Origin of the sequence: Agromyces aurantiacus (assembly GCF_016907355.1) — a bacterium.
Lineage (GTDB): Bacteria > Actinomycetota > Actinomycetes > Actinomycetales > Microbacteriaceae > Agromyces > Agromyces aurantiacus.
The window spans coordinates 2,847,561-2,863,707 of sequence record NZ_JAFBBW010000001.1; the positions used below are offsets into that span (position 1 = coordinate 2,847,561).

Here is a 16,147-nt window from a genome sequence, read left to right on the forward strand (position 1 = left end):
GAGTGCAGACGTCGAAGCAGGAGATGCGCGTACTGGAGGTCGACGCGAGCGATGTGCGCGCGTGGAAGTCGCACAAGGGCGCGGCCGGAATCCCCGGATCCGCGCCCGGGCACCCGGGATTCCCCGACATGACGCCGCTGTGGCGTGATGCCGGCGTGAGGCTCGTGCGCTCGTATGACTGGGTGTCTCGACTCGACACCCGCGACAATCCCGCGAGCCTCTTCCCCGACTGGGATGCCGACCCTGCCGATCCGGCCAGCTACAACTTCGCGGCGACGGACGCGTGGGTGGAGGCCGTGCACTCGGTCGGCGCCGACGTCCTCTTCACCTTCGCGAGCTCCATCCCGCAGAACAAGCTCCCCGCGATCGACCTCGCGAAGTACGGCATCGTCGTCGAGCACGTCGTGCGCCACTACGCCGAAGGCTGGGCGGACGGTCCTGCCAAGCCGATCCGCATGTTCGAGTTCGGGGACCAACCCGATCTGGGGCCACTGCACTTCGTCGGGCGACCCGAGGAGTTCTTCGACATGTATGCGGAGTTCTGCGCGGCGGTCAAGCGGGTCGATGACACGCTGATCGTCGGGGGTCCTTCGCTCGCGTTCCCCCTCAACGCCGACGCGGACTACCGCGAGGGGTTCCTCTCGTTCGTGCACGAGCGAGAGCTGCCGCTGGATTTCTTCTCGTTCCTGTGGTTCACCGATGCCACACGCGACCCCATGGACTTCCGGTTCCTCGCGACGGAGTTGCGTGCGCTGCTGGATGCCTCCGGCTTCCCGGACACCAAGCTGATGCTGTCCTACTGGAACTATCTGGGGATCCCCGCCAACGACGCTCCTGCGGCCGAGAAGGCGGCGTTCCAAGCGGCATCCATGGTCTACCTGCAGGACACCCCCCTGGACTACGCGATCTTCTTCCGCGCCGACAGCGGAAAGGATCCGCACTACGGCTTCGTCGATCCGGCGGGCGTCCACGGACGTGATGGGTCGCCTGACGAGCGCGCCGTGGCCTTCTCGCTGATCGGCCGCGCGATGACCGGTGAGCGGCTCGGGGTGTCGGGCGGAGACCAGGCGGGCTTCGCCGCCCTCGCCGGCCGTGACGGCGACGTGGTTCGCATCCTCGTCTCGAACTTCGAGGCGCCCGAGTCCGCGCTCGCCCCGAGAGCGAGCGACGAGTTCGTGTTCCGCATCCCGATCGGCTCCGAACGGATCGAGCTGGGACTCCGCCTGCCTCCGCAGCGCGACGCGCTCGCGTCCGCGGGAGTCGATTCGGCGCGCATCGCGCTCGTCAACCTTCCGTGGAGTGGCCGAGACGTGTCGATCCAGGTGCAGTCGCTGCACGGTCCGCGCGGAGGGGCGCGCCACGAGCACGTCTCCGAATCCGGATCGCTCGACCTGGATGTCGAGATCGAGCCGCAATCCGTGCTGCTGGTCGAGCTCAGCCTTCAGGAGCGTTGACCGGGCGGTACCGGAAGTCGCGGAAGCGGACCGAGCCCGCTCCGGCGGCGTAGAGGGCCGGCCGCAGGCTCTGCAGGTCGCCCATCGTGTTGACGTGGTAGCCCGAGGTCTCGTAGCGGATCGCGTGTCGCGTCCACTCACCGCGCGGTTCCCGGTACCACGCGGTCACGATGTGCCGGTCGTTCTGCAGCCGCAGCTGCAGCCGGCGGACCGCGGGGGCGGGCTCCCGCCAGTGCGTGACGTGTCCGCCCGCGTAGCTCAGCATCCGCTCGCCATCGATGCCCATGCCGCAGAAGAGCCGATTGTTGAAGTAGAGGAGCAGACCGCCTTCGGCATCGCCGCCGGACAGTTCGACGTCGACCTCGACCTCGTAGGCGTGCTGATCCGCGATGACCGCAAGCGGCGACGTGTCGCCCGGGGACGTACCCTTCCCCGCGAGCACGAGGCCGTCACCGTCGACGCGAAGCCGCTCGACCTCGCCGGGCGAGGGCGCGTGGAACGTCCACCGCTCCCCCAGCCGGAGGGTCTGGAAGTCGTCGTGGAACGGGGCAGCCGGTCGCTGCGGCGCGGCGCCGACCGGGGCCGCGAGCTCGCCGCCGATGTCGGTCGCGCCGAGGGGCCACCCGTCGTCCGTCCAGCTCACGGGCTCGAGGAGGATCTGCCGGCCGAGGGATCGGTAGCCGTTCTCGTATCCATGCGAGACCATCCACCAGTCGCCCTCGCCTGTCCCTCGGACCAGCGTCGCGTGCCCGCGCGACCACCACCGCTCGGCGGCATCCGTCGTGCGGGTCACCGGGTTGTGCGGGCTGTTCTCCCACGGGCCGTGCACCGACCGGGAGCGAGCGGCGATGACCATGTGGCCGGTCGCAGGCCCCGCTGTGCCTCCCACGGCACTCACGAGATAGAGCCACCCGTTGTTCCGGAAGAGCTTCGGCCCCTCGAGCGCATACGCCTCGGTGATCCACTCGTCGGGGTAGCGCCAGCCGTCGTACACGTGCTCGAGCTCCCCGTCGGTCGCGAGGCCGTCGTCGGTCAACCCGATGCGACGGATGCCGTTGACGAAGAGGTACCGCTTGCCGTCCTCTCCCACGGCGTGGCCCGGGTCGATCGCGCCGCGGATGCCGAGGTCGACGGGCTCGGACCAGGGGCCCTCCATCGAATCGGCGTGGATCACGAAGATCGCCGGCGCCGTGAGCGTCGACCACGGCGCAGGGATGAAGGGGATGTAGATGAAGAAGCGTCCTCCGTGCTCGGCGATGTCGACGGCGAACGTGCTGCCGATCGGCTCATCGAGGGCAGATCCCGCGCACGTCCAGTTCACGAGATCGCGCGATCGATACAGGAGCAGCCCGGGCGACGACTCGAACGACGAGTACGTCATCCAGTATTCGTCATCGACCTTGATGACGGCGGGGTCGGGCCGGTCGCCGCCGAGCACGGGGTTTCGGAAGGTCATGCGCTCAGTCATTTCTCGATGCTCCCCGGGCACGGCGTGCTGCCGCCATCCACTCGGACACGACGGGCGACGCGGCGAACCGCTCCGCCATCCGCAGATATCCGGCAGGGCTCGGGTGCAGGCCATCGGGCAACTCGTCGAGGTCGTGCGCCCCGAAGAGCTCCAGCCCGTCCAGGTAGAACAGCGCCGGATCCTCCGGGGCGCGCTGCTGGACGATCCCTTCCAGGATCTCGCGCACCGCGCGGAGGGTGAGGGGCGGATCGAACGGGTCGGGTGTCAGCATCGGCGTCCCGCGCCGCTCGCCGGTTTCGGGATCGGTCACCGTCGGCCCCGGTGTGTCCTCGTGCATCGGGCAGATGATCGGCGAGATCACGAGGATCGGAGCGGTCGGAGCGCCGTCGCGGATCGTGTCGAGGAACCCGTGCACGGCGGGGACGAACGTCCGCCGTTTCATGGTGTCGGCGCCGACGATGTTGATGCCGGCCTTGAGGCTGAACAGGTCAGCACCGGAATCGCGCATCGCTCGTGCGGTGTACTGATCCAGGTGTGCGTTCGCGGCGAACCCGAGGTTCGTGACATCCAGCCCGAGCTGATCGGCCGCTACGACGGGCCACACGCCGAGCGGCGTGTCCGCCTCGATGCAGTGGCTGATCGAGCTGCCGTGATGCCACCACCGCGGCCGGCCCGAAGGCTCGGCGGGCCGCAGCGGCGCGTCGGCGCGCACGTCCTGGAGCTCGACGGTCTCGGTCTGCGGCAACCAGACGACCACCCGGCGCTCCTCGACGCCCGTTCCCCCGAGCTCGAACTGCACGACGGTCGGCCGGCCCTTCACGAATCGAGGTCCGGTCGGCTCGCCGAGATGAAGTTCCGATCCACCGCTCACGCGCGCATCGCCGATCGGCACGCCGTCGATCGTCGCGGAGAAGACCGCCCACCGCACTTCGTCGGGAAGCCAGGGCAGACGCAGACCGGTCGTCTCCACCGTGAGCTCGATCCACGTCGCCGCCGTCCGGAATTCGCAGCGCACGCCGGATGCCTGCTCCGCCGCCATCCGCATCCAGTCCGAGTCGGACTGGGCCAGTGCCCGCGACGGCAACCGCACGGGAGTGAGCCCCGCCTCGGTGACCTTCGCGTCGACGGTCCCGCGCAGGCTCGACCGGAGGAGGTCGGCCGTCTCCTGATTCACCGCGTTCCTCTCGTCCACCGAGCGATCGCCTCGACCGTGGGCAGCGCGGTCGGGTCTGCCGGCTCGTTGATGTGTCCGTGGTCGGCGCCGAGCTCCAGGTGCAGCGTCACCTCGACCCCCGCTTCCTCGAGCTGTCGCGCGAACGCCTCACCCGATGGGCGCAGGCCGTCCTTCTCGCACACGATGACGAGCGTCGGCGGGAAGCCTCGGGCGGGTCCGAGCGCTGCGAAGGCGTGCGGGTCGGCGAGCGCTGCGACGCTGCCGACGAAGTTCAGGGAGAGAGCGCCGTGCGGCGAGTCCGGATCGACCACGGCGGACGCCTCGGGACCGTTGGGGTGCACGACGGGGTAGACGAGCACCAGGCCTGCGGGCACTTCCTCTCCGCCATCCCGCAGCCGCGCGGTCGCCCCGGCAGTGAGGTTGCCACCCGCGCTCGCGCCGCCGAGCAGGATTTCGCTCGCCGGGACGCCGAACAGCTCCTGGGAGTGCGCGACCGCGTGCCGCCATCCCGCGAGCACCTCGTCCGACGGTTCGGGGAAATGCGTCTCGCCCAGGCACTTGACGTAGTCGAGGGCGAGCACGGGGATGCCGCGCGACGCCAGCTCGAGGGCGACCCAGTGCGACTCGGGCATGTCGAGGTGCCCGCCGATGAAGGCGCCGCCGTGCACCCACACCAGGGCCCGACCGGATGCCCCGGCCGAGGCATCCCGATACCGCCGTGCTGGAACGCGGCGTCCGCGCGGTCCGTCGATGCGGAGGTCGGCGATCTCCACGTGCGCGAGGCGCGGGAAGCGGCGCGTGAGCGACGCCGTGTCGATGTCGGGGCGCGGGTCTTCGGGCTCGCCGTTCTCGGCGAGCCAGCGCACCGCCTCCGCGAGCGGCATGCGCCGGAAGTCCGGCACGGTCGTCGCGTCCGGATCAGCCACGGACGCTTCCCTTCATGCGAGTCGTTCCTCGCGCCTCGTGAGGTACGCCGCGAGGAATGCCGCCACGACGACTCGATGGCGTTCTCGCAGTTTCGCGTCGCTCATGCCGGCTGCACCTCCCGCATGGCCGACCGGATGAGGTCGTGCTGGCGACGCACGAGCAGGAGCGGGTCAACCTCGCCGAGCTCGGCGAACGCGTGGCCCTCCCACTCGCTCGACCAGTAGCCGCGGTAGCCGCCCTCGACGAAGACGCGCACGAGCTCGGGGTAGTCGATCGCGGGCTCCTGGCCGTCGTCGTCGATGTCGTAGAACTTCGCGTGCACGTGCAGGATCTGCGGCATGATGTCGGCCCACTCGCGCGGATCCACATGGCCGTGCATGTTGAACGCGAGGTGCGCGAACGAGCCGAGGCGCCCCGGGTCGAAGTCGCGGCCGCGCAGGTAGCCGATGAACTCCTCCTGGCGCTCGCGCATCGGTGCGTCGGTCGCCCAGATCGCCTGCAGCCGGTCGACCGCCTCGTCGTCGAGGCCCGCGCGGCGCACCGCGCGCAGCAGCGTGGGCGACATCGCGTGCATGGTCGACGAGAAGTCGGCGACGAAGCCGAGCAGCGGCGAGTCGAGCTCGGCGTAGGTCTCGCGGACCTTCAGCATCGGGTCGGCGTTCGGCCCGAGCGGCGCGTGGATCTCGTAGCCCAGCTTGAGGTTCAGTTCCTCGGCCACGGGCAGCAGCCGACGCAGCAGCTCGGGCTTGGCCGACTGGATGCGCACGAGCGGGAAGCCGAGCTTCGCCGCACCGCGGAACTGCGTCTCGCTGAACGCGAACTCCTCGTCGGGCGTCATGTCGCGGTCGCGGCGGCGCCCCATGTCGAGGTTCGCGCCGAACGAGCTCGCGTCGAACCCATGCCGGTCGAACGCGTCGCGCCAGGTGCGCACGAACCCGTCGGAGACGACCGGGTAGGTCGGCAGCACCTGGGATGCCACGATCTCGATGCCCGGGCCGATGCCGAGTTCGGCCACGCGGTCGAGCAGGCCGTCGAAGTCGTACCAGCCCGCACGGAACTCCGCGCTCGCGGAGTAGAGCGTGAGACCCAGCTTGAACGGGTCGGCGTCCGTCGCGGGCGGCGGCGGCGCGACATCCGTCACCAGCGCCGGGGCGGGCGCGTCGTGGTCGGTGACCGTGAGGGCGAGCGACTGGCGCACCACGTTCGGCACGTACATGCCGGGCCCGCCGTCGGCGCCGGGCACGATCTGCATGTACGGCAGGCGCAGCTCGCCGAAGATCTCGACGTCGTGGGTCTCGCCGAGCGTGACGGGCTGCTCACGCGTCGCGATGAGCAGCGGGTGCGCCTGCAGGAACCAGAGCACGTCGCTCTGCTTCGGCAGTTCATCGAGCGCGTAGCGCACGCCGCCGAGCTCGAACGCGAGGTCGCCCTGGGGCACCTCCTCGCCGTCGATCGTGAGGCGCAGCGTCGAGACCGACGAGAGCCAGAGGCTTCGGTACCACGGCAGCGTGAGCGAAAGCGCGAGGCCATCGGGGTGGGTGCGCAGGCTGTCGGCCTGGATGAGTCCGTTCGGCATGGTCCGTGTCCTGTCCTGGGTGGTGCCGTCAGCGGATGCCGCGGCTCAGAGCCCTGCGGCGATGCGGCGGATGAGCGAGTGCTGGCGTCGCACCTGTTCGATCGCGCGCCACGGCTCGCGCTCGCCCTCGTACTCGCTCGAGAGGTACCCGGTGTATCCGGCGTCCTTGAGCGCGCGGAGCACGGGCTCCCACGGGATCTGCTGGTCCTCCTGCTGCTCGTCGATGTCGTGGAACTTCGCCTGGATGAACACGACGTACTTCGCGATGTCGGCGATGTCGGCCGGGTCGACGCCGATGCCGTCGAGGAACGCCGGACGCTGCCCGGGCAGCTCGCCGGGCCGCAGCGGGATGGGGCGGTCCTGGAAGATGCCGGTGTCGAGGAGCAGCCCGAAGTGCTGCGTGCCGGTGCGCTCGATGAGTTCGATGTAGTCGTCGACCACCGGGTGCTTGATCGGCGTCGGCGAGTGGATCTCGGGGCAGATCACGACGTCCAGCTCGGCGGCCAGGTCGAGCGACCGCTCTACCGATTCCGTCCAGATCGGGTCGGGCACGAGGTCGCTCGACACGACGCCGATCTTCGGCCGCACGAACCGGAAACCGAGGCGCTTCGCGAGCCGCAGGTCGCGCTGCAGCATCCCGGCGCCCTCCTCGGCCGTGAGCCGGCGCGCGTTCGGCCCGCTCGAGTGCAGCCGGGTGTCGATCCACGAACCGTAGTTCGTGGGCTCGAGCCCGTACCGGTCGAGGAGGTCGAACCACCGGTCGATCCACTCGGTCGTGGGCTCCGGGTACCCGGCGACGTGGCCCTCGCCGAGGATCTCGACACCGGTCGCGCCGACGTCGGCGACGTGCGCGAGCGCCGTCTCGAGGTCGAGCACCGTGCCGTAGTCGGTCATGTAGCTGTACAGCGAGACGCCGTACTCGAAGGGGCCGCCGTCGCCATCGGGCGAGAGTGTGACGTGCCGGCTCACCCGGTACGTGCTCGGCTGGTGCTCCTCAGGGATGTACGACATCCGGAGGCGCAGCTCGATCGCCACCTCGTGCGTGCCCTGCGGGAGCCCGCCCTCGAACGGCACGGTCACGACGGCGGCTTCCTCGAGCGGCCACCGCACGCCATCGGAGTCCCACAGCTCGGCGAGCGTGTACGTGCGCCCACCGAAGGTCCAGCGCGGCACGTCCGCCGCGACGTCCACGAGGTCGCCGACGCGCACCGCGATGCCGTCGATGAGCGACGCCGCCATGCCTCGGTATGACGGCATTCGCACGCGGATCTGGAAGCCGGTGACCCGGTCGCCCTCGCGGACGTTCCGGAAGCCGGTGGACTGGATGAGGTCTCGTTCGAGCAGCATCGTCGCTCTCTCTCGTGGTCGGTTGGGGTGGATTTCAGGTGGAATCAGGCGGTGACGGATGCCGCGGTGCCCGCCGAGAGCTCCTCGACGGCCTTCCGCGCCCCGCGCACGGCGATCGCGAGGCTCATGAGCGTCGGGTTCACCGTGGTCGGCGTGGGGATGAGTGCGTTGCCCCCGACGACGAGGCCGTCGACGCCCCACACCCTGGACCACGGGTCGGCGACGGAGGTGCCGTCGTCGGTCTCGCCCATGCGCATCGTGCCCTGGTAGTGCAGGCTCGAGCCGTTCGGCAGGAGCCGCGGCTCGGCGACGAAGGTGCCGAGCGCAGTCCCCGCGCGACGGAGACGCTCGGTCGCCGCCTCGATCTCGGCGAGCTCGCGGTCCGTGAGCTCGTACCGGATGGTCATGTTCGGGAAGCCGCGGTAGTCGAGCTCGTCGTCGTCGAAGGTGACCGCGTCCTCGTAGCGCGGGAACTTGCGCATGCCGTACCCCATGTTGACGTAGCCCCAGCGGTTGTTCGCGAGCGGGTGCCCGGGGTCCATCGGGAAGGGCGTGGTCTCGGAGTACATGACCTGCAGCGCGAAGGGATGGTCGGGCTCCGAGAACGGGATGCGGTTGACGGCCGCGACCGGGTCGGCCGCGTTCGCCGAACGGCGGGCCAGCTCCGCGTCGAGCTCGTCCTCGGTGGCGTGGCGACCCATCCGCTCCCCGTCGAGCGCCACGGTGGAGATGACGACCGGGTGCTCGGTCAGGTAGTGGCCGAGCGCGGCGGGCCGGATGCCCGACGCCCACAGCAGCTGCGGCGAGCGGAAGGCATCGGCGGCGACGACGACCAGGTCGGCGGGTACGAACGCCGTCTGCTTCGTGCGCAGGTCCTCCACCGTGACGCCCGTGACGTGGTCGGCGTCGCGCTCGATGCGGCGCACGAGCGACAGGTCGCGCAACTCGAACCGCTCGGCAAGGGGGTTCCCCGGCTCGATGAGCGGGCCGAGCACCGCGTCGACGCCGGCCCAGCGCATCGTGCCGTCGGGCTGCGGATCGCCCGCGACGGGCAGCGTGCTGGGACCGTAGCCCTCGGGCAGCTCGCCGCTGAACTCCTCCGCGAGCAGCGAGCGGATGCCGCGTCCGACGGCGGAGTCCGCGAACGCCGCACTCTGCTTGTGCAGGAGGTGCTCCGCCTCGACGATGAGATCCTCCCACTCATCGTCGGCGATGAAGTCGACCTTCTCGCTGAAGGCCGGACGGGGGATGGCGCAGGTCCAGTGCGCGCCCTGTCCGCCGACGTTCGTGGACCCGGCAGCAGCAGGGAAGGCCTGCGCGTGCGCCGAACCTGCGCCGCCGAAGTCGAACAGGTGCGTGCCCTGACGGGCCGTGAACATGCCCTCGACGACCGTGCCGGCGGGGATGCCGAGCGACTCGCGGAACTCCCCCGCCTGCGGGCCCTGCGACATCTCGCGAGCGCGAGCCTTGGCGTCGGGATCGACGATGTTGCGGACGCTCTCGCCCGGGATGTCCGTCAGCCGGGGACCCGCCTCGAACATGACCACGCGGGCGTCGGGAAGGCCCTCCAGGAGCAGGCGCGCGTAGGCGGAGCCGATCGGCCCGCTGCCGACGACGGCGATCGTGGGGCGGTGCGACATGTGCGTCTCCTCTTCGAGTCTCACGCGGTGGCGGGTTCGGTGGCGGGCTCGGTGGCGGTCGGCGTGGGCTCGTCGGAGAGCCGGCCCGCCGGGAGCAGGATGGCCGCGACCACCCCGACCGCGTAGGTGATGGCGAGGGCGGCGAAGACGGGGACGAAGACGTCGCCGTAGATCTGCGCCACCTCGCCCTGGATCGAGGGCACAGCGCCGTGGACGACGTCCGGCGTGAGCGACGAGGCGTCCAGGGATGCGGGCAGCCGCGCGGCGACCCCTGCTCCGATCACGCCGCCGATCACCGCAGTGCCGAGCGTCGAACCCATCTGCCGGACGAGATTCGTCGTGGCGGTGATCGTGCCGGTCTCGTTGCGCGGAACGGCGCCCTGCACCACGGCGATGACGAGGCTCATGAATGAGCCCGTGCCGATGCCGACGCAGAACATGACGGCCATCGGCACCCACAGGGGCGTGCCGACGGGAAGCAGGGCCATGCCGAACAGGCCCACCGCGGCGAGTGTCGTGCCGAAGATCGCGTATCCGCGGTAGCGGCCGGTCCGGCTCGCGAGCCATCCCGTGGCCAGGTTCGCGACGAGCATGCCGAACACCGTGGCGATCGGAACGAGCCCCGACACCGTCGCGCTGGTGCGGTACGCCATCTGGAAGTACGTCGGCAGGTAGGCCGTGACCGAGAAGAGCCCGATGCCGATGATCGCCGAGAGGGCGACCCCGGCCGCGACGGTGCGGTCGGCGAACAGCCGCAGCGGGACGATGGGCTCGGCCGCGCGCACCTCGATCGCGAAGAAGGCGGCCAGGCCGATGCACGCGACGGCGAACGCCGCGACGGCCGCGAGCGCCGAGTGGGGGTCGCCCACCCAGGTGACGCCGAGCACGAGGGCGACGAGCGAGACGGTGAAGGTGATGGCGCCGCCGTAGTCGAAGCGCCGCGGCGCCCCGGTCTCGACGTGCGGCACGGCGAACGCCGCGAGCGCGAGCGCCGCGAGCCCGAGCGGCAGGTTGATCCAGAACACCCACGGCCAGCCCCAGTAGTCGGTGATCAACCCGCCGAGCACGGGCCCGACGAGGATGGCGATGGGGAACGCGGCACCGATGATGCTCATGTACCGGGGGCGCTGGCGCGGTGTCGTCACGTACGCGACGATCGTCTGCGACATCAGCTGGACGCCCGCGGAGCTCATGCCCTGCGCGATGCGCGCGAGAACGAGCTGGGTCATGTCCTGCGCGAAGCCGCACGCGAGCGAGGCGGCGAGGAACACCGCGACCGAGGTGAGGAACACGAGGCGCGGGCCGACCAGGTCGCCCAGCTTGCCGAGGACGGGGAAGAGCGCGGTGCCCGCGAGCGTGTAGCCGACGACGACCCAGCTCATCTGCTCGAGGGCGCCGAGTTCGCCCGCGACCGTGGCGAGCGAGGTCGCGACGATGGTGTGGTCGAGGGCGCCCAGGAACGCGACGGTGAGGAGCGACGAGACGAGGAGTCGGAGCCGGAGTGGGGAGAGCGACATACGTGGAGTGCCCGAACGATCGAGCCGTCGACGCGACCGGATGTGCCCTCGCTCGCGACCTCGCGACGAGGATCGGACCCAGCGGGTCCCGACGTCATGTCGATTCTATGCGATCTTTAGCTTGAAATCAACTAAAGGCCTCAGGCAGCCGAGCGGATGCCACGCGGTCGGCGATGCCCGAATCGTGACGGAGCCGGCTCAGGTCGTCGGCCGGATCGCCCGATTCCGCGGCGTCGAGTGCGCGACGCAGCGCGGCCCGCTCGGCGGACTCGTGCAGGGCAGGAGCGACCGTTCGACCGGCGGCAGTGCTCGTCGAGAGCTCGCGCCGCCCGATGGGGTCGTCGATCTCGAGCTCCGTCGTCGTCTCGCCGAGTGCGCGGACCCGCAGGACCGGGCCACCGGTCGTCGTCGCCGTCGCGACGAGCGTCCCGACCGGCGCCCGCCCCGCGGTCGGGCGCAACAGGGCGGCACCGCCCGTGGCGACGAGCTCCATCGGCCCGCCCGCGAGAAGGCGGATCCACCCGACGGCATCTCGAACCAGCGCGGGGAGGCCGCCGGGCTCGGCACGGCACTCGGCGACGATCACCCGCGCGAGCGCAGTGCCCCGCGCCTCGAGCGCTCGCGCGACGAGATCGTGCCGGAGTCGCGGCCGGTGGAGCAGGAGCGGGACGTCGACGCCGGCCGCGAGGGCGTCGATCGCGTCGACGGGCGCCCGACCGGGGTCGGCCACGAGCACGGCGCCCGCACCACCCGCCGCGGCCCGCGCCGCGGCATCCCACCACTCGCCGCGGCCGTCGACGACGACGACCGCGCGCTCGGGAGCCGAGGCCTCCTCGGCGCGGAACGGGAGTCCCGCGACGGCCACCCGGAACCCCGGCGCGGTCGCGACGACGCCGATGCGCGCGGTCACGCCGCGGCTCCGGCGTGCACCGCGGCGGACGCCGCCTCGGCGAGGTCGATCGCGAACCGCGCGTCGTCGAGGATCTCGTGGTACTCCATCACGGCCGAGCCGTCGAGCAGTTCCGCGAGGGCCCGCCACTCGCGGACGTAGCCGTCCTCGGGGTCGCGAGGGTAGGCCGTCGTGCGGAGGTCGCCACCGCGAACGCGCACCTCGGCGCTGCCGGTGTGCACGAAGGCCGGAGGGAACTCGACGTCCACGCGGTCGATCGCGGCGTCGACCGTGATCCGCCAGGCCGGGTCCGGGCCGTCGGGCAGCATGATCGCCGTCAGGAGCACCGGGATCCCACTCGCCCGGAAGCCGATCGCGTACCCGAGGGGCGTCACCGGCACCGCGAAGTCGACGCCCTCGAACACGGGGGCGAGGTCGCGCACGGCGGGCAGGTCGTGCACCGCCAGCCCGAGCACGAGCTGACGGACGACGCCGGCCGCGACCTCCGGGACGGTGAGATCGGGCACGCCACGAGCGGGAGCGACGCCGGGCTCGACCTCGGTCACGGCACGGTGGAATCGGCTGTTCGGCGGCAGGGCGACGGTCGCGGAGATGGCGCGGATCTCCGCGCGGAGCGAGACGAGGTGGTGCTTCGCCCTGCTCCAGGCCGGGTCGTAGAGGTGGTTGGTCGCGACGACGAGCGGGATCCCGGCATCCTGGCACGCGTCGACGATCGCACGCGCATCGTCGACGGTGGTCGCGAGCGGCTTCTCGCACAGGATGCCGCGGGCGCCCGCAGCGATGGCGTCGAGCGCGTGACGAGCGTGCTCCGCGGGCGGGCTGCAGATGGCGACGACCTCGACGGCGGGGTCGGCCAGGAGATCGGCCGTTCCGCTCGACGCGGCGGCGCCGCTGCGAGCGGCGAGCGCCGCAGCCCGGCCGGAGCCGGCATCGGCGACGTGGACGACCCTGAACCGATCCGACAGGCGGTCGAGGGTGGGCAGGTGCAGGGCGGAGACCCCCGGTCCCGCCCCGATCACGCCGACGCCCCATGACATCCGCTCACCACCCCGATCCACACCACTTCTGCCTCGACTATACAAAAGTCAGCGGGACTTCTGTCTATCGAGCGGGTAAATCGGCCTACGGGGGCATCAGTTGTGTCAGAATTCAGTGCATGACACGCGAGTCCACGCTCCGCTTCGGCGCCCAGACCGACGAGGTCACGAGCCTCCTGCGCATCGTGAACCTCGTCCGCACGGGCGAGGCGACCACGCGTCCCGAGATCGGCCGGCTCACCGGCCTCGGCCGCGGCGTGGTGACGCAGCGCGTCGACCAGGCGATCGAGATGGGCTTCCTCGCCGACGGCGAGTACGGACCCTCCTCCGGCGGGCGCGCGCCGCGCACGCTGCGCTTCCGATCCGAGCAGGGCCGGATCATCGTCGTCGCGCTCGGCGCGCTGCACATCCGCGTCGGCATCGCCGCCCTCGACGGTGACATCATCGCCGACCGGCACGTCGACTGGGACATCGCGCGCGGGCCCGCGGAGACCATCGACCGGGCCCTGGCCCTGCTGGAGGAGATCCTCGCCGAACATGACGACGTTCCGGTCTGGGGCGTCGCGGTCGGCATCCCCGGGCCGGTCGACTTCGACAGCGGCCGCCCCGTCGCGCCGCCGATCATGCCCGGGTGGAACGGCTTCGACATGCGCCGACGCTTCGAGGAGCGGTTCGACGCACCCGTGTGGGTCGACAACGACGTCAACCTCCTCGCGTTCAGCGAGCGCTCGCGCCGCACCGACGAGCGGCTCGACCTCATCTTCTTCAAAGTCGGCACGGGGATCGGCGCCGGACTGCTGTCGCAGGGGCGGATCCACCGTGGGGCCAACGGCGCTGCGGGAGACGTCGGCCACGTGCGCGTGCGCGACTCGGAGGCGCTCTGCCGCTGCGGCAAGGTCGGCTGCCTCGAGGCGGAGGCAGGCGGCTGGGCGCTCGTCCGCGACGCCGAACGCTCGGTCGAGGAGGGCGCGACCGGGGCGCTGGCCCGCTACACGGCCGAGGGCACCGCGCTCACGCCGCAGCTCATCGCCATGTCGGCCATGAACGGCGATGCGCTCGCGATCTCGCTCATCCAGCGTTCGGCCCGACTGGTCGGCGAGTCGATCGCCGCGCTGGTCAACATGTTCAACCCGGCCGTCATCGTCGTCGGCGGCGCGGTGTCGTCGGCCGGCGAGGTGTTCCTCGCCGAGGTGCGGCAGCGCGTCTACGAGCTCTCGCTGCCCCTCGCGACACGCGACCTCAGCATCGTGCGATCGCTCGGCGACGAGAAGGAGCCGCTGCGCGGCGGCGCTGAGATGGTGCGAGAGCAGCTGTTCGAGACCACGTTCCCGCGGTGGTTCGCCGAGGGGCGGCCCCTCGTGCGCGACGTCATGCCCGCAGCATCCTGACCACTTCTTCCTTTTTCTGACATAAGGGCGTATCTTTCAGTCTGAAAAGGACACGAAGGAGTGCCATGCCCGAGTCGACCGACCCGACCCTCGTCGTCATGGGGATGGCGGACGTCGCCCGAGATGGTCGCGACCCCTCATGAGCCTGCCCATCCTGCTCGACGATGCGCTCGTCGCGACCTCCGGCGGATTCGCGCTGCGTCTCAGCCTGCCGTGGATCCGGTCGTTGCCGGTCGCCAGCCTCTCCGACCTCGAGGTGTCGATCGACGGAGCGACCGTGACGGAGCTCCGCCCCCGACCCGACGGCGATTGGTGGTTCGTCCAGGACCGGCTCGTCGTCGAAGGGGCCGTTCCCGTTCACGACGGGCCGTACGAGGTCGCCGTGTCGTTCCGGCTCACCATCCCCTACCTGCCGGCCGGCCCCGACGGCCCGTTGAGCCTGCCCTTCCACGCCGCCCTCACGCTCATGGCGGATGCCGCGGGCACGGCGCTCGCGCCGGTCGCGAATCGTCGTCACGCCGAGGCGGACCCGATGCCTCGGGACTGGCGGGCTCCCTCCGCAGGGCTCCCGACCGGCTGGACCCTCGCGGCGAGCGCGTTCAACTGGACGCCGGACGTCGTGCGCGCCGAGCGACCCGCCGTGGAGGTCGCCCTGGGCATCGTGCGCGACGGCGTGGCATCCGTCATCGAGATCGAGCCGGGCCAGTTGTGGCGCGGCTTCCCCGCACCGGCCGACGACGAGGTCGACGGCTTCCGCGCGGACCTGCACGCCGCCGGCGGGCACGTGAGCATCGTCGGGGCGAGCCTCGACGACTGGACGCCAGTCGGCCGCCGCGACGATGACGAGCGCCTGGCGTTCCTGCTGCCGCAGCTGCGCGCGGCCCGCCTCGTCGGTGCCGCGGGCGTCCGCCTCCCGATCGGCCAGGCCGGTCCCGCACTCCTGGAGCGCCTCCTCCCTGCTCTCCACGACCTCGACCTCGTGCTGTTCGAGGAGGCGCAGGGGCGACAGACGCCAGATGACCCTGAAACCGCACGGGCGCTCGACGCCATCGCCGCGCTCGACGACCCGCATCTGCGCGTCCTCATCGACTGCAGCATGCTCATGCCCGCCCTCCCGGTGACGTACGTCGTCGCCCTCGAGGCGGCCGGCCTCGGCCGTCCGCTCGTCGAACGCCTCGTGAACGGATGGCGCGACCCGGCGACCGTCGACGTGCTGTTCTCGACGCTCCGCGCCGGCGAGGTGCCGCCTGTGGCCCATGCCCTCTTCATGGACATGCTCGTGCGCTTCGGACGCTCGGACGCGTCGGTGATCCGAGACATCCTGCCGCTCGTCGGCGCGTTCCACCTGAAGTTCTGGGACCTCGATGACGCCGACGGGCGGGTCTCGCGACCCATCCGCGACCTCGGTGCGGTGCTCGCCGGCACGGACTTCGCCGGCACGCTCTGCAGCGAGTGGGGCGGCCATGAGTGGCTCGACGCGGATGCCGCGGGCCTGACCCGCCGCCACCTCGCACTCGCGAGAGAGACGCTCGCCGCCGGCGCAGGCCTCGCCGACTCGCCAAGAATCGACGCATCCGGGCTCAGGAAGGTCGATTCCTGGCGAGTCGGCGAGAAGGCGACAGGCTGATCACGATCGGGCATCACGCGTCGCGATGCCCTAGCGCTCCGGATCGACCGCGTTGATAGACTGAGGGGTCCGTCCCGAGCGA

Annotated in this window: 12 protein-coding genes; 3 read left to right on the forward strand and 9 right to left on the reverse strand. The window is 71.1% G+C overall.

Annotated features, from left to right (window positions below; translation table 11 throughout):
* The first annotated feature begins 2 nt into the window (after window positions 1-2).
* Complete coding sequence (locus tag JOD46_RS13460) at window positions 3-1,454, forward strand: GH39 family glycosyl hydrolase (RefSeq protein WP_204395039.1); 1,452 nt, start codon at window positions 3-5, stop codon at window positions 1,452-1,454.
* On the opposite strand, the gene JOD46_RS13465 is transcribed toward JOD46_RS13460, so the two are convergent.
* The 9 genes from JOD46_RS13465 to JOD46_RS13505 form a co-directional block, all read right to left on the reverse strand.
* Entirely contained in the window at window positions 1,435-2,922 is a 1,488-nt protein-coding gene (locus tag JOD46_RS13465; RefSeq protein ID WP_239562759.1) for a family 43 glycosylhydrolase, read from the reverse strand. The genes JOD46_RS13460 and JOD46_RS13465 overlap by 20 nt on opposite strands.
* Window positions 2,915-3,961 carry a GDSL-type esterase/lipase family protein gene (locus JOD46_RS13470; protein WP_204395040.1) on the reverse strand — a complete coding sequence of 349 codons (1,047 nt, stop codon included), beginning with the start codon at window positions 3,959-3,961 and terminating at the stop codon, window positions 2,915-2,917. Before JOD46_RS13470 ends, JOD46_RS13465 begins: the two co-directional genes overlap by 8 nt.
* A gap of 131 nt (window positions 3,962-4,092) precedes the next feature.
* Window positions 4,093-5,022: an alpha/beta hydrolase gene (locus JOD46_RS13475; RefSeq protein ID WP_307835036.1), complete on the reverse strand. Its 930-nt coding sequence runs from the start codon at window positions 5,020-5,022 to the stop codon at window positions 4,093-4,095.
* A 101-nt stretch (window positions 5,023-5,123) separates the two neighbouring features.
* Window positions 5,124-6,599: a C-glycoside deglycosidase beta subunit domain-containing protein gene (locus tag JOD46_RS13480; protein ID WP_204395041.1), complete on the reverse strand. Its 1,476-nt coding sequence runs from the start codon at window positions 6,597-6,599 to the stop codon at window positions 5,124-5,126.
* 45 nt (window positions 6,600-6,644) lie between these two features.
* Entirely contained in the window at window positions 6,645-7,946 is a 1,302-nt protein-coding gene (locus JOD46_RS13485) for a C-glycoside deglycosidase beta subunit domain-containing protein (RefSeq protein WP_204395042.1), read from the reverse strand.
* Between the two features lie 44 nt (window positions 7,947-7,990).
* Window positions 7,991-9,586 carry a GMC oxidoreductase gene (locus tag JOD46_RS13490; RefSeq protein WP_204395043.1) on the reverse strand — a complete coding sequence of 532 codons (1,596 nt, stop codon included), beginning with the start codon at window positions 9,584-9,586 and terminating at the stop codon, window positions 7,991-7,993.
* 20 nt (window positions 9,587-9,606) lie between these two features.
* Window positions 9,607-11,103, reverse strand: coding sequence for an MFS transporter (locus JOD46_RS13495; RefSeq protein ID WP_204395044.1), 1,497 nt, complete (start codon window positions 11,101-11,103; stop codon window positions 9,607-9,609).
* A 127-nt stretch (window positions 11,104-11,230) separates the two neighbouring features.
* Window positions 11,231-12,013 carry a hypothetical protein gene (locus JOD46_RS13500; protein WP_204395045.1) on the reverse strand — a complete coding sequence of 261 codons (783 nt, stop codon included), beginning with the start codon at window positions 12,011-12,013 and terminating at the stop codon, window positions 11,231-11,233.
* The gene (locus JOD46_RS13505) at window positions 12,010-13,050 is read right to left on the reverse strand and encodes a Gfo/Idh/MocA family protein (RefSeq protein WP_204395046.1); all 1,041 of its coding nucleotides are present in this window, start codon (window positions 13,048-13,050) and stop codon (window positions 12,010-12,012) included. Before JOD46_RS13505 ends, JOD46_RS13500 begins: the two co-directional genes overlap by 4 nt.
* Before the next feature lie 119 nt (window positions 13,051-13,169).
* Between JOD46_RS13505 and JOD46_RS13510 the strand changes: the two genes are divergently transcribed.
* Window positions 13,170-14,438 carry an ROK family protein gene (locus JOD46_RS13510; protein WP_204395047.1) on the forward strand — a complete coding sequence of 423 codons (1,269 nt, stop codon included), beginning with the start codon at window positions 13,170-13,172 and terminating at the stop codon, window positions 14,436-14,438.
* 139 nt (window positions 14,439-14,577) lie between these two features.
* Entirely contained in the window at window positions 14,578-16,065 is a 1,488-nt protein-coding gene (locus JOD46_RS13515; RefSeq protein ID WP_204395048.1) for a hypothetical protein, read from the forward strand.
* The last annotated feature ends 82 nt before the right edge of the window (window positions 16,066-16,147 follow it).

What these genes read in the sequence shown, in the direction of transcription:
- JOD46_RS13465 (WP_239562759.1), bottom strand. Translation starts at nt 2,922, where the DNA reads ATGACTGAGCGCATGACCTTCCGAAACCCCGTGCTCGGCGGCGACCGG.
- JOD46_RS13470 (WP_204395040.1), bottom strand. Translation starts at nt 3,961, where the DNA reads ATGGCGGCGGAGCAGGCATCCGGCGTGCGCTGCGAATTCCGGACGGCG.
- JOD46_RS13510 (WP_204395047.1), top strand. Translation starts at nt 13,170, where the DNA reads ATGACACGCGAGTCCACGCTCCGCTTCGGCGCCCAGACCGACGAGGTC.
- JOD46_RS13515 (WP_204395048.1), top strand. Translation starts at nt 14,578, where the DNA reads ATGAGCCTGCCCATCCTGCTCGACGATGCGCTCGTCGCGACCTCCGGC.
- JOD46_RS13485 (WP_204395042.1), bottom strand. Translation starts at nt 7,946, where the DNA reads ATGCTGCTCGAACGAGACCTCATCCAGTCCACCGGCTTCCGGAACGTC.
- JOD46_RS13490 (WP_204395043.1), bottom strand. Translation starts at nt 9,586, where the DNA reads ATGTCGCACCGCCCCACGATCGCCGTCGTCGGCAGCGGGCCGATCGGC.
- JOD46_RS13505 (WP_204395046.1), bottom strand. Translation starts at nt 13,050, where the DNA reads ATGTCATGGGGCGTCGGCGTGATCGGGGCGGGACCGGGGGTCTCCGCC.
- JOD46_RS13480 (WP_204395041.1), bottom strand. Translation starts at nt 6,599, where the DNA reads ATGCCGAACGGACTCATCCAGGCCGACAGCCTGCGCACCCACCCCGAT.
- JOD46_RS13495 (WP_204395044.1), bottom strand. Translation starts at nt 11,103, where the DNA reads ATGTCGCTCTCCCCACTCCGGCTCCGACTCCTCGTCTCGTCGCTCCTC.